Annotated in this window: 14 protein-coding genes; 4 read left to right on the plus strand and 10 right to left on the minus strand. The window is 54.8% G+C overall.

The window, feature by feature from the left end:
• Positions 1-1,106: 1,106 nt before the first annotated feature.
• Positions 1,107-3,866, plus strand: coding sequence for a vWA domain-containing protein (locus tag C8N36_RS03230; RefSeq protein ID WP_097803189.1), 2,760 nt, complete (start codon positions 1,107-1,109; stop codon positions 3,864-3,866).
• A 1,072-nt stretch (positions 3,867-4,938) separates the two neighbouring features.
• Here the strand turns inward: C8N36_RS03230 and C8N36_RS03235 are convergent.
• The 6 genes from C8N36_RS03235 to C8N36_RS03260 all read right to left on the minus strand — a co-directional run bounded on the left by C8N36_RS03235 (position 4,939) and on the right by C8N36_RS03260 (position 9,838).
• Positions 4,939-5,997 carry an IS110 family RNA-guided transposase gene (locus tag C8N36_RS03235; protein ID WP_097803190.1) on the minus strand — a complete coding sequence of 353 codons (1,059 nt, stop codon included), beginning with the start codon at positions 5,995-5,997 and terminating at the stop codon, positions 4,939-4,941.
• A gap of 233 nt (positions 5,998-6,230) precedes the next feature.
• A complete protein-coding gene (locus tag C8N36_RS03240; RefSeq protein ID WP_170125786.1) occupies positions 6,231-7,226 on the minus strand; it encodes a DUF1214 domain-containing protein in 996 nt (331 codons plus the stop codon).
• A gap of 16 nt (positions 7,227-7,242) precedes the next feature.
• Entirely contained in the window at positions 7,243-8,313 is a 1,071-nt protein-coding gene (locus C8N36_RS03245) for a DUF1214 domain-containing protein (protein WP_097803192.1), read from the minus strand.
• A 45-nt stretch (positions 8,314-8,358) separates the two neighbouring features.
• Entirely contained in the window at positions 8,359-8,736 is a 378-nt protein-coding gene (locus C8N36_RS03250; protein WP_097803193.1) for a YmgD family protein, read from the minus strand.
• A 48-nt stretch (positions 8,737-8,784) separates the two neighbouring features.
• Positions 8,785-8,994 (minus strand): glycine zipper 2TM domain-containing protein, encoded by a 210-nt coding sequence (locus tag C8N36_RS03255; protein WP_097803194.1) that lies wholly within the window; start codon positions 8,992-8,994, stop codon positions 8,785-8,787.
• Between the two features lie 46 nt (positions 8,995-9,040).
• The gene (locus C8N36_RS03260) at positions 9,041-9,838 is read right to left on the minus strand and encodes a hypothetical protein (RefSeq protein WP_097803195.1); all 798 of its coding nucleotides are present in this window, start codon (positions 9,836-9,838) and stop codon (positions 9,041-9,043) included.
• A 158-nt stretch (positions 9,839-9,996) separates the two neighbouring features.
• On the opposite strand from C8N36_RS03260, the gene C8N36_RS03265 reads away from it, so the two are divergent.
• The gene (locus C8N36_RS03265; RefSeq protein ID WP_170125787.1) at positions 9,997-11,001 is read left to right on the plus strand and encodes a helix-turn-helix domain-containing protein; all 1,005 of its coding nucleotides are present in this window, start codon (positions 9,997-9,999) and stop codon (positions 10,999-11,001) included.
• A gap of 809 nt (positions 11,002-11,810) precedes the next feature.
• On the opposite strand, the gene C8N36_RS03270 is transcribed toward C8N36_RS03265, so the two are convergent.
• The 4 genes from C8N36_RS03270 to C8N36_RS03285 form a co-directional block, all read right to left on the minus strand.
• Positions 11,811-12,902 (minus strand): cytochrome-c peroxidase, encoded by a 1,092-nt coding sequence (locus C8N36_RS03270; protein WP_146227638.1) that lies wholly within the window; start codon positions 12,900-12,902, stop codon positions 11,811-11,813.
• Positions 12,903-12,949: 47 nt separating this feature from the next.
• The gene (locus tag C8N36_RS03275) at positions 12,950-13,354 is read right to left on the minus strand and encodes a hypothetical protein (protein WP_097803198.1); all 405 of its coding nucleotides are present in this window, start codon (positions 13,352-13,354) and stop codon (positions 12,950-12,952) included.
• Positions 13,351-14,157: an amidohydrolase family protein gene (locus tag C8N36_RS03280; protein ID WP_097803396.1), complete on the minus strand. Its 807-nt coding sequence runs from the start codon at positions 14,155-14,157 to the stop codon at positions 13,351-13,353. The genes C8N36_RS03275 and C8N36_RS03280 overlap by 4 nt, the downstream gene beginning before the upstream one ends.
• A gap of 130 nt (positions 14,158-14,287) precedes the next feature.
• Complete coding sequence (locus C8N36_RS03285; RefSeq protein WP_097803199.1) at positions 14,288-15,307, minus strand: LacI family DNA-binding transcriptional regulator; 1,020 nt, start codon at positions 15,305-15,307, stop codon at positions 14,288-14,290.
• Between the two features lie 139 nt (positions 15,308-15,446).
• Here C8N36_RS03285 and C8N36_RS24080 point away from each other — a divergent pair, with 139 nt between their 5' ends.
• Complete coding sequence (locus tag C8N36_RS24080; protein ID WP_170125788.1) at positions 15,447-15,620, plus strand: hypothetical protein; 174 nt, start codon at positions 15,447-15,449, stop codon at positions 15,618-15,620.
• Between the two features lie 45 nt (positions 15,621-15,665).
• On the plus strand, positions 15,666-16,814 hold the full coding sequence (locus tag C8N36_RS03290) for a TRAP transporter substrate-binding protein (RefSeq protein ID WP_097803200.1): 1,149 nt from the start codon (positions 15,666-15,668) through the stop codon (positions 16,812-16,814).
• Positions 16,815-16,894: the final 80 nt, after the last annotated feature.

Raw genomic sequence — 16,894 nt, forward strand, 5'->3', positions numbered from 1 at the left:
GAGTTGTCCCGAATTACCGTCCCTTCGGTGACAAGCGCACGCGTTCCGATGAGGTCCAATTTCGGCCAATTGACGCGCCATTGAGGATTATCGCTCCCATGCCAACAAGCGAGTCGTCGCCGATGCAACATCCATATATGATTGCCCGATGTCCGATTATGCGTTGAAGTGTCAACCAGGAGCGGCAACTCCTTCCCGCTTCTCGATGGTCGAAACCGACCACCGCGAATGAGCGAATTGAAGTCGGGCGAGATCAGGCCAGTTGAATTGCCCCTTCGGTGATACCCGCTGCGCCTGCAATTTTTTCACGCCGCAAGAGCAAAGGGTTTCTCCGGAAGCATTTGCTGCGCAAGCCAATGTCCGGAAAGTCCGCATCTTACCAGTTCGTGCGCCGCGCAGCGAACGGCAGTTCCCTGAACCAGCCACTCATGACCATCGCAGCGAAGGTGTCGAAAGAGCCCAGAGCGTTGATTCGGTTTTTGTGCTGCGTGCGCACGCAACGCAGAAATTGCTGCAACAGCGTAAATCTCAACGCCGCTGCGCGGCAGGAAAACCGGCCATTCGTGCAGAGTGCAGCAAGGAACAGAGGTCGAAATCACGGTGTGAGGACGAACCGGGCATTTGACAACTGAACTCAAACCGTTGGTCTTGTGGTATCTACCCAATCCGAGAGCTACGATGTCCATTGATCGTTTCACCACCGCGAGACTTTCGGTTCACAACTGGCGGTCCACCTTAGACGACAATCAATGGTGCCAAACATTGGAAGCGTCTTTGTCGGCAATCTTATCGAACCGTGGTATGCGACTTGAATGTTAAACCCGCGCGCAGCGAATGGGTCGTTTGGAACTGCCCATTCTTGACCTATCCGATTGGCCTATATAGAGGATTCTGCCCAAAGTGAGGTCCCGCGCACGTGCAAGTCTTCTGCGTGTGCAATAGCTACATCAACAAAAGGCCGGTTTACGGGAATTGTCCTCAAGCATGATGTGACGCCCTTAAATGACAATTGGCTCCGTCGGGTGCGCAGGAAAGGGGCTAGTCGGTCTTGTCCGACTCAGTTTATGCTTTGAAAAATTGTTTTTCATTTCACCTTTGGAGGCTCCATGCTTCGCCTGCTGATTTCCACCTTTTTAATAGCTTTTGCTTCGGTCGCACCTGCCCAAGACAACGCCAATACGATCCTCGTGATGGATGGATCGGGATCGATGTGGGGCCAAATTGAAGGCGTCAATAAGATCGTTATCGCGCGCGAAGTGGTGGCAGATTTGCTCGACAACTTCCCAGTAGATCAGAACCTTGGCCTTACGGTGTACGGTCACCGCGAGCGCGGCAATTGCGCTGACATTGAAACCGTGGTCGCGCCCGGACCTGACACTAAGGAATTGATCCGGGCTGCGGTGAACGGCATCAACCCGCGCGGCAAAACACCGATGACCGATGCGATAATCGCAGCCGCAGAGGCGCTGCGCTACACCGAGGAACGTGCGACTGTCATCCTGATTTCGGACGGGATCGAGACATGCAACCCCGACCCCTGCGCTGCGGCTCGCGCGTTGGAAGAGGCAGGCATAGATTTCACAGCACATGTGGTTGGCTTTGACGTCACCGACCCCGAGGCATTGGCGCAGATGCAGTGCCTTGCCGGTGAAACCGGTGGCCAGTTCCTCACCGCCTCAGACGCAAATGAATTGACCGATGCCCTGAACACGGTGGTGGTCGAGCCGGTTTATGTACCGCAGACCGTCCAAATCGTTGGCGTTCTGACACCCAACGGCCCGGAAATCACTGAGGCCATCCGCTGGAACATCCTGCCACAGGCTGGTGCGAACTTTGATGGCGCTGGACCGGGCTTTGGCATCGACCTGCCAGGCGGCGCATATGACGTTGTGGGCATCCGCGAAAGCGACAGTGCGGATGCAGGTGTGACCTTTGACGTGGCTGCGCTAGAAACCGATCAGGGCCTGCGGATAGAAGTCGTCTTTCCCGAACCACAGCCAGATCCGACCATGATCACCTTTCGCGCTGTTATCGGCACGGAAAATGGCCCCGACATCGACACGCCAGTATTCTGGGACATTGGCTCAGAGGCTGATGGCGCAATTGTAGACGACGAGATGACCAACCCTCTGTCCGCGATGCTGGAACTAGGTTCGCACACTGTCACGGCCTATTGGGCCGAGCAGGAAACAACATCTCAACCGCGCCAATTCATGGTTACAGCTGACCCGCGCGAGATCGTCGTGGTGTTCGAACCGCCTGCGATCACCGCCTCTATCGGTGCGCCTTCCACGGCAATCGTCGGCTCGACAATCGAGGTCACATGGAACGGGCCTGAAAATGCCGACGACTTTATCGGTATCGGCAAAGTGGATGCGACGGGGTCCGCTCGGTGGCGCAACTTTACGAAGGTGTCCGATAGTTCGCCCTTGCAACTTGTGATCCCGCCAGAGCCGGGACAATATGACATTGCCTATTTCGACGGCGCGACAAATACCGTGCTAGGGTCTGCGACCATCGAGGTCATGGCGGCAGAGATAACAATCAACGCCCCGGGCGAAGCCAGTGTCAGCGAGGTTTTTGAGCTCACTTGGACTGGCCCAGATTATACCAATGACTTTATCGGAATCGGCATGGTCGGCGCGAGTGGCTCTGGCCAGTGGAGGAACTTCACCCTTACCTCGGAAGGCAGCCCGATGCGCCTGCAAGCGCCCTCGGTTCCCGGCGAGTATTTGATCAAGTACTTCTTCGATCAGGAAAACTGGCCCGCCTTGGAGGTGTCGATCATAGTCGTAGAACCAGAAGTTTCTGTGTCCGCCCCAAGTGAAGCAGACGTCAGCCAAATGATCGAAGTGGCATGGACAGGCCCGAACACGCCCGGTGATTTCATCGGCATCGGCCTTGTAGGAGCAAATGGTTCCGGCCAATGGCGCAACTTCACCAGTACGGCTGATGGAAACCCGTTGCAGCTCAGGACACCCGCCGAGCCGGGCGATTACGTGATCAAATACTTCCTTGATCAAAACAACACGCCCCTCTTTGAAACACCGATCACGCTGCGCGAACCAGAAGTGTCCGTAACCGCCCCCGCCACCGCCGAGGTCAGCAGCATGATCGAAGTCAGTTGGACAGGTCCAGATACGCCGGGGGATTTCATCGGCATAGGCATGGTCGGCCAAAGCGGGTCAGGCCAGTGGAGGTCCTTCACCAGCACAGCAGACGGTAACCCTTTGCAGCTTTTGGTCCCCGCCGAGCCAGGCGATTACGTAATCAAGTATTTCCTAGATCAGAGAAACACGCCCCTTTTTGAGCTGCCGATCAGTGTCACACCTGCAACCATCACTATGGATGTGCCAGCCGTGATGACGGGCGGAACATTCGTAGATATCCCGTGGACCGGTCCAAATCACCCCGGCGACTTCATCGGGATCGGACTGGCCGGCCAAAGCGGTTCTGGCCAATGGCGTTCTTTCGTTGAAACCGCCAATGGATCACCAGCCCGTTTGCGCATTCCAACGGCGGGTGGCGACTATGTCGTGAAATACTTCCTAGACCAACGCAACACGCCCGCAATGACAGTGCCCGTATCCGTCACAACGCCACCCGCGACGCTGGATGCGCCTGCGATTGCAGCGGCCGGGTCCAGCATTGAAGTCGCATGGACCGGCCCCAACTACGATGGGGATTATGTCGGGATCGGGAAAACCGGTTCGAGTGGCTCTAGCCAATGGCGGGCATTTGCAAAGACTGCGGACGGGGCGGTCCTGACCATCACGCTGCCGGATGAGAAAGGCGACTACATAATCAAGTACTTCGTCAATGCTGATCGGGCCTCGATTGTACAACGCGCGATCACAATCCAGTAGAGCGTCCAAGGGTGGCCTTGACCGGGGCCGCCCTTGAACTTTGTAATGTTCTAAACCATCCTGTCTTAACCTCGAATGCAATCACATCTGTGGTGGCGAAACTTGATTCAAACATCGGATTACCTGCCAGCTTCGCGTAGGAGCTATGGCACTGGACTTGAGGCCCCTTTTATATGGCGGCCTCCAGATTGAATAACCGCTTTACCCCGCGCGCGTTTCCTGATCGGTATCTAACATGCTGCGAAAATTTTGGGTCTATCCCAACAAAGGTATCAAACCCTACACAGGTTTTTTTGTATTTATTTGAAGGCTTTACGCTTTCCTTGGTTTCGCCCCCGTTTTGAACCCAGTTTCACAGAGCTAATTTAGGGTGGTGCTTTATAGCTCCAAATCCTTTGTTGCAGATACGGAAAGGTCCGTTCACAAAACGACCGTTTTGAGTGTTCTCTTTCTATCGCGATGATGGGGTCCGTTGCGGATAGGGGCGAAATCCTGCGCTGAAGGAATTTGGCCCCATCGGAAGGTTTGTGCGTACGTTGGAGCAAGCCGCAGCGAAAGACCTGTGTGCATTTCGTGTCTCAGGCCAACTTTCAATGGCCGCTCTAGTGAAATCCGCCGCGTCGCCAAATGTGGATCGCTGCACTTGCGAAGCGATGCTGCATCAGCGAAAGTTAAACATCCAAAGTCTGGTTTGTCCCGCTGACCTTCCCTTCAGTCATCAAAAATGCTGCATGGTGTGTCGAACGGCTGGTCTGGTGAAGCTGCATTGCGGCGTTAGGTGATCTGACCAAAGTCCGGTCAGGGCCGTTTGTGCCGACCGTCGCGAACGGCCCATTTGTATGTACCGGCTGCTGTTCGCAAATGATTTCTCGCATGTTCTCGGAAGTCGCTCATATGTATTCGGCCTGTTGATCGACACGCGGGTCGTGGCCTTGTTGGGGTTACGCACGCGCCGTGATCTCATTAGCGGACAGGTCGACTATGACCAAATGGGCCGACAGACTCTGGGGGCGTAATATTTCCGTTCCATGCTTTCTATCTATCGCGAACTCCTTCGGATTACTGCGGGTTGTTAAATGCCGACAGCAACCTCGTCTCTTGGCGCATCGAACGCCGTTTTATGTCTCAATATGCTCCATGCCATGCGCGCCAGTTTGTTAGCGAGCGCGATGGCCGCCTTGTTGCGGTGCATACGCTCGGCGGCGCGGGTCAACCATTCACCAAAGCTGAAGTCAGGCCACCGGTGTGGGCGCATCATAATGACCTTTGCCGCTTGGACGAACAACATCCTAAGATACCTGCTGCCGCGCTTCGATATTCGTCCCAACACTGTCCTACCGCCTGTGCTGTATTGGCGAGGCACCAGTCCTACCCAAGCCGCAAAATCCCTACCGCGATCAAATGCCTCTCCTTCACCAATCGCGGCCACCATCGCCGTGGAGATCATCGGACCAATCCCAGGCACCGTCATCACGTTGACGCAGTTCTCCTCGGTCCGGCTGATCTCCTCAATCTCTTTCGACACCTTGTCGATCCGATCGTCCATCCACATCCAATCGCCGTAAAGCCCGATCAGGATCGAACGCATGCGTGGCGATATCTCGTCTTTGCGTGCCTCAAGGATCGTCTCAAATGAGTTCTTCAACGCACGTAGGCCTTTGCGCACGGTGATCCCTTGTTCGATCAAGAAAGCCCGGATCTGGTTGATTGTTGCTGTTCGGCGCGACACCAAGCGCGATCGGACCCGATGCAACGCCTGAAGATCAAGCTGCTCCTGCGTCTTCTCAGAAACCACTTTCAGGTTTGGACGCAGCGCAGCCTCGGCGATCGCTTCCGCGTCATTGTAATCGTTCTTCTGACCCTTGTTGAAGGGCTTCACATAGATCGCTGGAATGATCCGGGGCTCAAATCCCAATTTGCGCAACGTACGGCTTACAAAGTGAGCGCTCAGACACGCTTCCATGCCGACCACACAACGCGGCAACTTCTCAAAAGTTGCAACCAACGCAAGCCGCTTGATCTGTTGGCGGATCACGCGTTGCCCGTCGGGATCGAAACCGACCAAATGGAACGTGTCTTTGCCAATATCAATCCCAATCGACATCAGCTCATCAAATTCAATCTTCGCCATGCTACTTCTCCTATATGCAGGTGAAACTAGGCTCAGTCTAACCTGCTGGGTGAAGCAGCCGGTACATCCCATTAGCGGACATTGATCGGTCCTCAGCTATGCCGCAGTGCAGCCCGTCATTCCGGACTTTCGTGCAGAGCGCAGCATTTATTAGTTTTGGGATGGCGGGGATCGACAATTGGAGTCGCCAAGCAAGGCATCGCTGCCAGAACATGTCCGGCAGCGAGAATGGTTCAGCTTGCGGGCTCAACCTCTGGGAAGGTCCAGCTTCCATCAAGGATCGCGTCGCCGGGTTCGTAAAAGCGAATTGAGTAGTTCCAGCCGGGTGATACGGGAATGCAATTGACCCGACTGTCCTCGCAAGCTCCGAAGTGCAGCGTATAGGAACCGTCGTCATTGGGCTTGGCGCTGACGTTGTTGTAACTGTTCACGCCCAGTTCGTTCGGCTCCAGATAGCCATCCGCATTGTAAACGGTCATCGACCAGAATGCGTCTACCGGCACATCCTTGACGGTCACGGCATAGGGCGTCTCGCCGTCATTCTCAGAAACGCTGTCGACGATGTAAGAAGCCGCCGTGCGCGGCAATCCACCCCAACCCGCCGCGGCACCGACAAGGTGATCAATCGGGCGAACTTCGTCTTTGCGACCAAAAGCGTAGTCCGAGCTAAAGCCGAGTACGGCAATGTCGCTCAGGGCTTTGCGGGCCACGGCGAGGTTATCGAGATTCCAGTCAGGCGCGTCAAAGGCACCATCGCCGCCGCCGGAGACCGTGATGCCATCCTGCGCGGCATGAGTTGCCGCGACATCCTCGGGATTGGAGACGTCGATGAATGTGCGAAAGTTCACCATGGCAAAACGCGTGCCCACCTCGTCTTCTGTCAGCCGATAGGTCCCCGGCTTGGCTTCCACGAAGCTGTAATGATCCTGGCTGATCACATGCATGGACTGATAGCGCCCGCCAATATCAGGCAGCGTGATTTCCACCGGCGTGGACAGGTCTAACACCAACCCGGAATAGAGCGTGTCCTGGTTCATGCGGATTGTCGGCTGGGCGTCTGGCGTGACCGGATCGCGCAAATGCTGTAACTCCCCCGTCCCGAAGGCGAAAGCCTCCATGTTGGCCTGGAAATTATAATCGGACTCCGCGCGGACAAAGTTATCGACCGTGACCGATTCAGCGAGGGAAAGGCTGGGGGCGCAAAGCGCCAATGCCAAAAGTGTTCTCATTTTCATCTCCAATATATTAGTTCACTGGCTGTATTGCGGGGAAGGTCCATGAGCCGTCGAGGATCGCCTCGCTGGGCTGATACATGCGGACAGTATAATTCCAGCCCTCCATAAGCGGTAGGCAATTGACCCGCCCGTCGTCGCAGCCGCCGAAATGCACCGTCATCGTGTCATCTTCGTTGCGCGTGCCCATGACCGAGTTGACGACATAAGCATCCATCGCGTTCGGCACAAAGTAGCGTTCGGCGTTGTACATACTGACCGACCAGAAAGCGCCAACTGGCACGTCGGCAGGCACGTCGATCTTGTATTCACCGTCCGGCAGGTTTGGCTCGACGGGTAGATAAAATGCCTCGGCTTCGGGCAGACCACCCCAGCCACCGGCGGTGCCAATCAGGTGACGCACCGGAGAGACCGCTTCGCGTGTGCCGAACATACGGGCGCTGTCGGGCAGATAGGCTGCGAACGCAATCGCGGCGCGTATCATGCCTTGATAGCTCTCTTCATCCCAAGCCGGCGCGATAAAGGGTTTGGCCGAGTTAGCCTCGATTGTCATTTGGTCCTGAAGCGCGTTGACTGCGGCCACATCCTCCGCGTTGGACGCATCCACAAGCGTTCGCATATAGACGATGACGTAGGGCGTATCGAAAGTGTCCACGTCGAGCGTGTAGGTACCACCGCCATGAAACACCTCGTTGATGTAGTGGTCCTGATTGACAATCATCGCCGACATATAGCGGTCGCCAACCTCTGGCAGGGTCAAAGTGGCCCCCTCACTGATATCCACGACCGCAGTGCTGTAGAGCGTATCGCGGTTCATCTGGATCGTGGGTTGATCTTCGACCGGGGTAGGTTCGCGGAAGTGATAAAACCGGTTTATCCCGCCCGCCAGCGTCACGTATTTGTCGAGTTCAATATCGGTTGCGGCGCGGGTGAAATTATCGACAGTGACCGGGATCTCGCGAGCCTCGAGCCGCGCATCGAGATCTTCGCCGTAAAACTGGGCCGAAGCCGCAGTGCAAACGCTTGCACCCACAATTAATGCGGGCACAAATGATACGATCTGACGATTGGTCAATTTTTTCATAATGTTTTCTCCGTAAGGGAACGTGTTTGATGGTGGCGTTGATAATTAGTCAAACGCTTCCATTGTCTCTTTGACGGCGAGATCGACCGCGCCCGCCAACAACATGCCGGGATCATCGTCACAGGCGTCCTCTAGTTCTTCGATGAACTCATCCTTCAATCCATCACGGTCCTGTTCTTCCGGAAGCTCCGCCAGAATATCAATCTGGCGATTGTAAAGAGACACCATTGCCATCAGGCGCACGATTTCGGCCACCTGCGCCTCGTCATCGCCATAGGACGCAATCACGCTTCCACAACTGTGATGCATGAATGGCTGTGCCGTAGTAATAATTTTGTCCATAGCCTCATCGGCTTGCGCAATACCGCCAAGAGTGAACAGGCATGCCGTCGCGACGACATATTTTGAAAAGTACCGCAGCATATTGAATTCCTTGTCTTATATAGTCGATTGATTGGGACGATCAGATGGTCATCTTCTCTTTCGGCTCCCAGCAATCGCCCCAACAACAGCGCCACCTGTCGCTCCATTTTTGCCCCCGACAAGGTAGCCGACGCCAGCGCCCACAACCGCACCGCCAACTGTATTCTGGAGCTGTTGGTTCGCCGCAGCGGGCGAGGACATTGCAAAACTCAGCGCCACTGCAAGTGAGGCCATTGTCACCGTTGTTTTAAGCATCATTTGTATTCTCCATTTTTGAGTGTTGGCGGCGGAAGCGAACCACCCGTCATCCCTTCGGAACAACGAACTGAACCTGCAAACGGAACCGCCAGTCCTCTGGACCGCCATCCGGGCTTTCCAGCCAACGGCCGACGCCGCCCTGGAAATTGACAGGCTTGCCGTTGATAACGGCCAGCTTTGACACCGAGGCGTTCAAAGGCACCGCCCAACTCTCGGCCTCCCAGTCATAGGTGCTTTCGCTTTGAAGCGAGAAGGTCCAGGCGTTCTCGGTCGAATAGGCAACAAAGGGTTGGACGAATGTCACGTTGGTGGGCGTCGTCGGGTTACTTTCCAAGTCCCAAAGGTGGTTGGCCAAGGCACCATATGTCCACGGGCCGGTTTGCTTCAACACGATGCCGGTGGCACCTGCGGCCCATGTCTTGCTTGAGACGTCGGAGAATGTCGGAAAGCGGACCACTGGGCCAATGCCCCAAGTCAGGTCGGCCTCGGTGGTGCGGGAATACCAAGCGCTTGCCAGAATATCGCCAAAGCCGTGCTGGGATGTGCCGGGGATCACGTCTTCTTGCCATATATACGGGATAATTGTGCGGGTGATGATGTTGGCACCATTATCGAGCGCAAAGGGAATAACCGGCTGAAGGTTCAGTGTCGTCCGGCTGCCCTCGTTCGTGGGACCTAGATTATCATCGTAGTTCAGCTGGAACGGGATGGAGATGATGGCGGCGAGCGGATTTGCCAACTCCTGCGCCAGATCAGCGGCGTCCTGCGCCTGTGCCATGCTACCCAAAAGCGCCATAGCGAGGGCGCAGCTCAGTGATTTCCTTGTTTGATATTCCCTTGGCATTTGTGCGATCCTCCATTTGAGTCTCAACGCCACCGTTTCGCCACTGACATATGGAACGCAGTGACGAGTGTCGTCAGATCGATCTCTTATGCATCTGGGGATCGTTTAGCATTGTTTGACCGGTCATTTTGCGACAATAGGTGGTTATGCGGCAGAAAATGGTAAATCTCGTTGAATTGGCACATGTGGTTGATTTGCTTGGTCGGTACGCTTCACGTTCGATCATCGACAAAGCCCTTTTGTCGGCGGGTCTCGATAGGACCATTCTCACCGGTGCGTCAGGTTTCATTCCCTATGCCGCCGAGGCTGTGCTGGTCGAATCCGTCGCGCGGGCAATCAATGACCGCCATCTCGGGGCGCGAGTTGGAAAGGACTTCGAGTATTCGGCCTATGGCGCCTATTCCCACTACGTGCTCGGAGCCCCCAACCTTGCGTCCGCGCTTGATCGTGGGGGGCGGGCGCTGCGCCTCATACAGCCAGGTTCGGAGATTGTCATACGTGAAACGGAAACCCACCTTGTCGTTGGCCGGGACTCAAAAGGCCTTTCTGTCGTTGGGCACCATCATTTGGACGAAGCTGCGCTGTTCGTTATCGGACACGTCGTTCGACACTATTTGGGACCGGCATGGCTGCCCGACTGGGTCGAAGTGCCAGACAGGAATGGGAATGAAGTTGTAGAACTTGGCAAGATCGTGGGCAGTGCGATCCGAACTGGCGCACAAATGCCAGCCATTGCGATAGAGAAGGGCGTCCTCGCAGCACTCAATCCTAGCCCACCAGCGCCGGAGCAAACGATTTCGCTTGACGAATTGGGCGCGCTCATGTGCGTCAAGCCAGCGCAGACGATGGAAGGCGCGGTGATTGAAGTCCTTCATATCATCTCGGCAAATGGCCTTGCCTCTGAGGGCGATGTCGCCAGGTTGCTTGCTATCGGGCCAAGGACATTACAACGTGCTTTGAAAGCAGAAAGCACATCGTTTCGCAGTCTCCAATCGCAGTTTATTGAGAGCCGTGCGCGATTTCTGTTGTCTGAAACGAGTAAGCCGATATCTGAACTTGCTAAAACTCTGGGCTATTCCGAACCAAAAAGCTTTCGGCGTGCCTTCAAAGTGTGGACGGGATTATCACCTAGCGCCTTTCGATCTGCATATCGAACACAGTGAAACGACGTCGCTTGAACGACAAAAATGCAGCCCAGACCTTGCGTTGTCGAATCTGATCGGAATTGCGCATCAACGTTGGCGAGAGTCATTTGTCTGGTTGCTGAATGGCAAAAAGCCGTGAGGTCCGGTCAGTGACGTATCCAGGTTAGCCGAAACTTAGCGCTTCTTTTTGGACTCGGATCCGACCTCTACGCTGCTGCACGGAAACATGATTTAGTCGCCTGTGTATGTCCGCTTTTTTCAGTAGATATCATCAAGCCGCACTTGCAGCGAATTCACACTATCCGCCCGTTATGTTGAAAAACTCGGTGTCTGACCAACAAGGCGCATTTTGGCGGAAAACCGTCCTTCTGACACGCCATACTGCGAATATTCTTTGTCAGACGCGCATCCACGAAACACCTGTTCCAAATTTTGACAGCGTTTTTCATGCAAGTGAGTTTTTCAACAGAATACGCCCATTATTATTCAGTCTGGCCAAAGGCCCAGGGCCGCCTTCATGGATCCACCAAATGCCGCGATGTTGCTTCCCCAAAATAGCGGGCGGCGCATAAACTACTCACCTAAAAGCGTAGTACGAAATCTTAAGTGATTGTTATCAAAAGGAGGTGGGAACCGGAAACAAACCGGTTTGGACGGATTTGCACTCCGGTGTGTGAGCGCTGCGCGAAATCGATCCTGAGGGATCTGGATTTTGGCTCCCCATAAATTACCCAGTTTGTAAATTTCTTACTGTTTTTAAAGGCTAAAAGATACCGGCCGCGGGTACCAGCTGAACTTTCCCATGCATTTGGAAATCTATTTGCCAATCAACCTTCGTCGTCGCTGAGGGTTCGCAGGAATTTCAGCAGATCACTGGATTCACGTTTTGACAGGGCGAGGGGGGTTAATATGGCCTCTCCATCTGTGTGCAAACGCTCCAGATCAATGGTGTTGTAATGGTCCACGACGGCCTGAAGGTCCGCGAGGCTACCGTTGTGCATATATGGTGCAGTTCTGGCGGTGCCACGTAAACTTGGCACGCGAAACGTTCCGAAATCCGAATGAAGCGGCTGCACTTGCCGCACAGCCCATGCGCCGCTTTTTTCACGATCATCCGAATAGGACCCCGCCAGTGTGAACGGGGAGGCGAACAGCGCCTCGAGCCCGCCATAGCGACCGGTGTCGACCCGCGTCTGGTTTATGAAATAGGGCACGCCAGCATCGTGAAACTCTCGATTTGTGAAGGCTGGGCCGGAATGGCAAAATGCACAATTCCCACGCCCCAAGAATATTTGCAACCCGCGCTGTGCTGCCAGTGGATAGTGCGCCGCTGCCGCAATGTCACCGCGTTCCATGGCATTTCGGAATCTGTCAAAGGATGTCGGGCCGGTTTCCAAGGTCTCTTGATATGCTGCCAAAGACTTTGCGATGTTGACCGATACATCTGTGGCGGCTTGTTCCGAAAGGGGGCCGAAAAGCGCCTCGTAATCTTGGATCCAAGTGCTCTTTGCTATCGCGGTTTTCAGGCTTTCATCATCATGGTTCATTTCATCGGGATTCAAAATGGGCACGAGGCTTTGCGCCCAAAGGTTGTCATTTCCACCTGCCCAGCCAAACCAGCGGTGGCCACGTACATTGGTCAACGAAAGGGCGTTTCGATCGAGGATGACCTTGCCGACTGATCGGGCTTTTGGGTCTGCAAACCCATGTGACGGGTCGTGGCAATCAGAGCATGACATTGACCCGTCGCGAGATAAAACCGGATTGAAGAACAAGCCTTTACCCAGCTTAATGGCGGCGGGTAGACCTGACACACGATTGCTGGGATCAGCGACAAAGGCTGGCGGCCAAGGTCCGTGCGAAAGTGTGAGGGCAATCTCATTGTCGCTCAGAATAACCTCTGCCGTGGCCGCAGACATCCAAAGGGCCCCAAGGAAAAGGGCCAAAAGACCAAAGACAGATTTGATCACCGGGCATGAACCTCTAGCGTGAAATACATGGGCATCGCTCTGCCAGTAGCGGCAATTTGTACCGCCCAGAGACCGGGCATGTGAAACACCATTCCTGACACTGCAAAACGTCCATCCCCCAGAGCATCAACAACGGGGGTGTAATTCATGCCGTGTTGATGGGCAGGCATGACAGCTCCGACTTTGATCTCCTTGATCGTCGTTGCGTCCTTTCCGCAAAAGAGCAGTTGCAAGCCAAATGGCTGAGACAAGGGAATGGGTTCCAGAATGGCAACCCCGCTCACCTCTCCGGGCGAGGTGCTGATCAGCGGCTTGGCCTCGGCCTCAGATTGGCAAGCCAGAGCTGTGGTCGCCCAGAGATTCGCGCAAAGCATCGACAACAATGTAGCGAGGGTTTTCATTGTGTCATCAGCATGGTCTCGGCATTTTCGTATGCGATCTTGCGGGCAATACCGGCTGGTAAGTCAGACAACCATCTGCGGGTATAGTCCGCATGAGGGCCAACATAGTACCATCGTTCTGGCGCAAAGGTGTCTGTTCCAACCATGAATCGATCTGGATAAGCGGCGAAAGTCTTGCGCCAGTCAGGGGCCAAACCTTGGGCGTTGGACATGTCGGATCGATAGGCAAGATCCGCCCAAAGCCGCGGATAGGTTTCCAAAGCCTCTGCTACTTCGTCCGGTCGGTCAAAGCCTGAATGTGCCCAAAGCACCCTTGCCTCAGGCCAGCTGGCAAAGATAAGATCAAGCGCCTGACGGTCGCCGTGATGATGGAGCAGCAGGTTTCGCTCTCGGGCCAATGCGATCATGCGCTGAACCACATCGGTCTTGATGTCATCTCCAAACGCGTGGAATTCCCCGATCGCTTCGTAGTTGAATTTTGCCAAACGTTCTTCGAGATAGTCGATGATCGCCGGATCGTGCATCCATGTTCCTGTTTCACCGCGCTGGCGGTACGGACGCAACGCCGGTACAATTATATCTGGCGCTGCGGCTTTGAGTTTCTGTGTCCCGTCGTCATCAGAGCTGGAAACAAGCGCCTTCTTGATACCAGCGTCCCGCAAGATTTTGACGATTTGATCCGGTGGAATTTGCAAAACAGCGTCATGGCTATAATGCATATGGGCGTCGAAAATTGGCAGATCTTGAGCGTAAGCGAAGCTGCCCGCAAAGATCAGAGTTGTTGCGACTAGGCTGCGGATCATCTGGGTCTTCCCTATGTGGAACATCGGATTGGGATACATAGTCACGCAAAATCGGGTGTCTGGAAAGAGATGATCTTGTAAGTGCACCAGGCAAGGCAGCGGCCGGAATTTTGGTGTCGGAGAGCAGAAGTCAGTCTAAAACCCGCAGTGAACCACGCAGCCGCAAAGAGCTGTCAAGCTGACAGGAAACCCCGGTGCTTACATGCTCGACCATACGGGTCAATTCTTCTGCAGCGCGGCTTCCCATCTCGCGATGTGGGACATGAACTGTCGTCAGCTGCGGAGACACTATGCGTGCGAGTTCGATGTCGTCAAACCCGGTGATCGAAACATCCTGCGGGACTTTTAAGCCCATTTCATGGGCGCGTTGCATCGCCCCGACAGCCAGAACGTCATTGCCGCACATGACCACCGTGGGGGTATATGCCCCCTGCATTATCGTTTCAAAGGCATTGGCACCATTCTCAATCTCGTAGGTGCTTTCGCAGACAGGCATGTCGTTCGGGTCCAAGCCACGCGCGCGCATCCCTTCCTTGACGCCCTGCAGGCGCTCTGAAGCGCGATCATTGCCCGCTATAATCCCGGAAATGAAACCAATTTTCTTGTGCCCCATGTCCAAGACTTTGTCACATAAGGCCCGCATCGACGCGCGATTGTCGAAGCCGATTGTCGGCAAAGCACTGTCTTGGGCAAAGGCCCACGCAATCAGCGTAGGCACACCGCGCCGTTCAAGGTATTTATAGATAGAGTGATCGCGCTCGTAGCCGATCAGCAATAGCCCGTCGGCCCCGCGTGCGATCAGCGCTTTGATCTGCTCGGCCTCAACATCCGGGCGGTAGGCCGTGCTGGACACCAAAAGCGTATAACCGTTGGCGTAAAGCGTTTCTTGAAACGCCTGAAGCCCCCGCGCAAAAATGGCGTTTTCCATGGTCGGAATGATAGCCCCGATGGTAAACGTGCGCTTTGCCGCCATGGCCCGCGCCCCGAAGTTCGGCGTGTACCCCAGCATTTCAACGGCTTTCATCACTTTTAAACGCGATCTTTCGGACACCTTTTCAGAGGTGTTGAGACAGCGCGATACTGTCGCCGTAGAAACGCCTGCCGCTTTTGCAACATCGTCCAAAGTCGGGATAATATGAGTGGAAGGCATCGGTGAAGCCTGTAGAATTTCGGTTAGCGAATATCTTAGTTCGGAAAATTTAAGAATGCACGTCGAAATGTAAGCGCTTGCATTGTGCGTATGTAAGCGCTTACATTTCGGTAGGAATCAACTCTCGGAGGGCTTCATCATGTTTCTTGCTGCCTCGTTGGTCGTGTTCACGATCTATTTTGTAAACGTCGCGCTGGGCGCATTTTCGAATGCGGCATTCGTTGGCGATATTGGTGAAATGTTGATCCTGTTCACCTCGGCGATCTTGTTCGTCGTTGCGATTCTACAAAAAGAAACGGCCCGGAAAAAATAACCGGGCAGGGTAATTCGCAGATATATTCTAATGGGAGGAATACACATGGATAAGGAACGCAAAGAGATTGCTTCGGCAGGACGCCGGAATTTCTTGAAACTGACAGCCACTGGTGGTTTTACCGCCGCGATGGTTGCGGGGGCTGGCGGTTTTCTTTGGTCTTCAGAGGCAGTCGCGCAGACTGCAAACGAAGAGCGGGACCGCGAGAAGGCCGCCGATCACATTATGACCATCGCAACAGCCTATGTCATGGGCGCATCGCGCAGCTATCCGATCATGCAGTTGGACCTTAAGGAAAACATCCAGAACGCCACAAACGGCAAGGTCTACGTGAAACTGGCACCGGGCGGTCAGCTCGGGGCGGGCGGAGCGCTTGTCCAAAAAGTTCAAGGCGGCACGATTCAGGCGGCGCAGCATTCGTTGGCAAACTTTGCGCCTTTTGCATCCACAGTTGACCTGATCAACATGCCTTATCTGTGTGGGTCCAACCAGCGGTTCACCAACCTTGTGAATTCCGATTTCTGGAACAGCGAAGTGCATCCGAAGGTCGAAGCCAATGGCTTCAAAGCGCTTTTCTACGTCAACATTGACCCACGCGTCGTTGCAGTCCGCAAAGGCGGAGCTGGCGCAGTGCTGAGCCCCGGCGACCTGAATGGCGTCAAATTCCGTGTGCCGGGTTCCAAAATGCTGCAGCAGTACTACCGTATGGTTGGAGCCAACCCGACGCCTGTTGCGTGGGGGGAAACACCATCCGCGATCAAGCAGGGTGTTGCGGATGCGCTCGACCCATCCGTCGGCGCGCTGTATGTCTTCGGGTTCAAGGATATCCTGAGCCATGTGACCTTTACGCAGGCTGTGCCAGACAGTCAGGTCTATTCTTGTAACCTCGAATGGTTCAACTCAATGCCCGCCGATGTTCAAGAAGGCATCATGTGGGGCTCCGAGATGACCGCGCACCAGAACCTGTCCAAAGTACCTTCGGCACGTTCGTATGCCATGGCCGAGTTGGCCAAAGCAGGCGTTGAATTCCACAGCCTAACCGATGACCAATTGGGTGAATGGAAAGCCGCTGGCGGATATCAGCTGCCGGAATGGGATGAGTTCAAGGTAGAACTGGCCGGCTCCATGGATGTTTTCGCCAAAATGGAAGAAGCTGCAGGCACCCAAGGCAAGTACTTCGTACACGACGCCTAATGATCGCCGGGCACTTACGGGTGCCCGGCTCCCACCACATTCTGTGACCCTCACCGTCGCGTTTCTGCGGAGTGTATAGT

This window comes from Pelagimonas varians, assembly GCF_003208435.1.
GTDB lineage: Bacteria > Pseudomonadota > Alphaproteobacteria > Rhodobacterales > Rhodobacteraceae > Pelagimonas > Pelagimonas varians.

What these genes read in the sequence shown, in the direction of transcription:
- C8N36_RS03275 (WP_097803198.1), bottom strand. Translation starts at nt 13,354, where the DNA reads ATGAAAACCCTCGCTACATTGTTGTCGATGCTTTGCGCGAATCTCTGG.
- C8N36_RS03230 (WP_097803189.1), top strand. Translation starts at nt 1,107, where the DNA reads ATGCTTCGCCTGCTGATTTCCACCTTTTTAATAGCTTTTGCTTCGGTC.
- C8N36_RS03280 (WP_097803396.1), bottom strand. Translation starts at nt 14,157, where the DNA reads ATGATCCGCAGCCTAGTCGCAACAACTCTGATCTTTGCGGGCAGCTTC.
- C8N36_RS24080 (WP_170125788.1), top strand. Translation starts at nt 15,447, where the DNA reads ATGTTTCTTGCTGCCTCGTTGGTCGTGTTCACGATCTATTTTGTAAAC.
- C8N36_RS03290 (WP_097803200.1), top strand. Translation starts at nt 15,666, where the DNA reads ATGGATAAGGAACGCAAAGAGATTGCTTCGGCAGGACGCCGGAATTTC.
- C8N36_RS03245 (WP_097803192.1), bottom strand. Translation starts at nt 8,313, where the DNA reads ATGAAAAAATTGACCAATCGTCAGATCGTATCATTTGTGCCCGCATTA.
- C8N36_RS03260 (WP_097803195.1), bottom strand. Translation starts at nt 9,838, where the DNA reads ATGCCAAGGGAATATCAAACAAGGAAATCACTGAGCTGCGCCCTCGCT.
- C8N36_RS03240 (WP_170125786.1), bottom strand. Translation starts at nt 7,226, where the DNA reads ATGAGAACACTTTTGGCATTGGCGCTTTGCGCCCCCAGCCTTTCCCTC.
- C8N36_RS03235 (WP_097803190.1), bottom strand. Translation starts at nt 5,997, where the DNA reads ATGGCGAAGATTGAATTTGATGAGCTGATGTCGATTGGGATTGATATT.
- C8N36_RS03285 (WP_097803199.1), bottom strand. Translation starts at nt 15,307, where the DNA reads ATGCCTTCCACTCATATTATCCCGACTTTGGACGATGTTGCAAAAGCG.
- C8N36_RS03255 (WP_097803194.1), bottom strand. Translation starts at nt 8,994, where the DNA reads ATGATGCTTAAAACAACGGTGACAATGGCCTCACTTGCAGTGGCGCTG.
- C8N36_RS03250 (WP_097803193.1), bottom strand. Translation starts at nt 8,736, where the DNA reads ATGCTGCGGTACTTTTCAAAATATGTCGTCGCGACGGCATGCCTGTTC.
- C8N36_RS03270 (WP_146227638.1), bottom strand. Translation starts at nt 12,902, where the DNA reads ATGTCTGCGGCCACGGCAGAGGTTATTCTGAGCGACAATGAGATTGCC.
- C8N36_RS03265 (WP_170125787.1), top strand. Translation starts at nt 9,997, where the DNA reads ATGGTAAATCTCGTTGAATTGGCACATGTGGTTGATTTGCTTGGTCGG.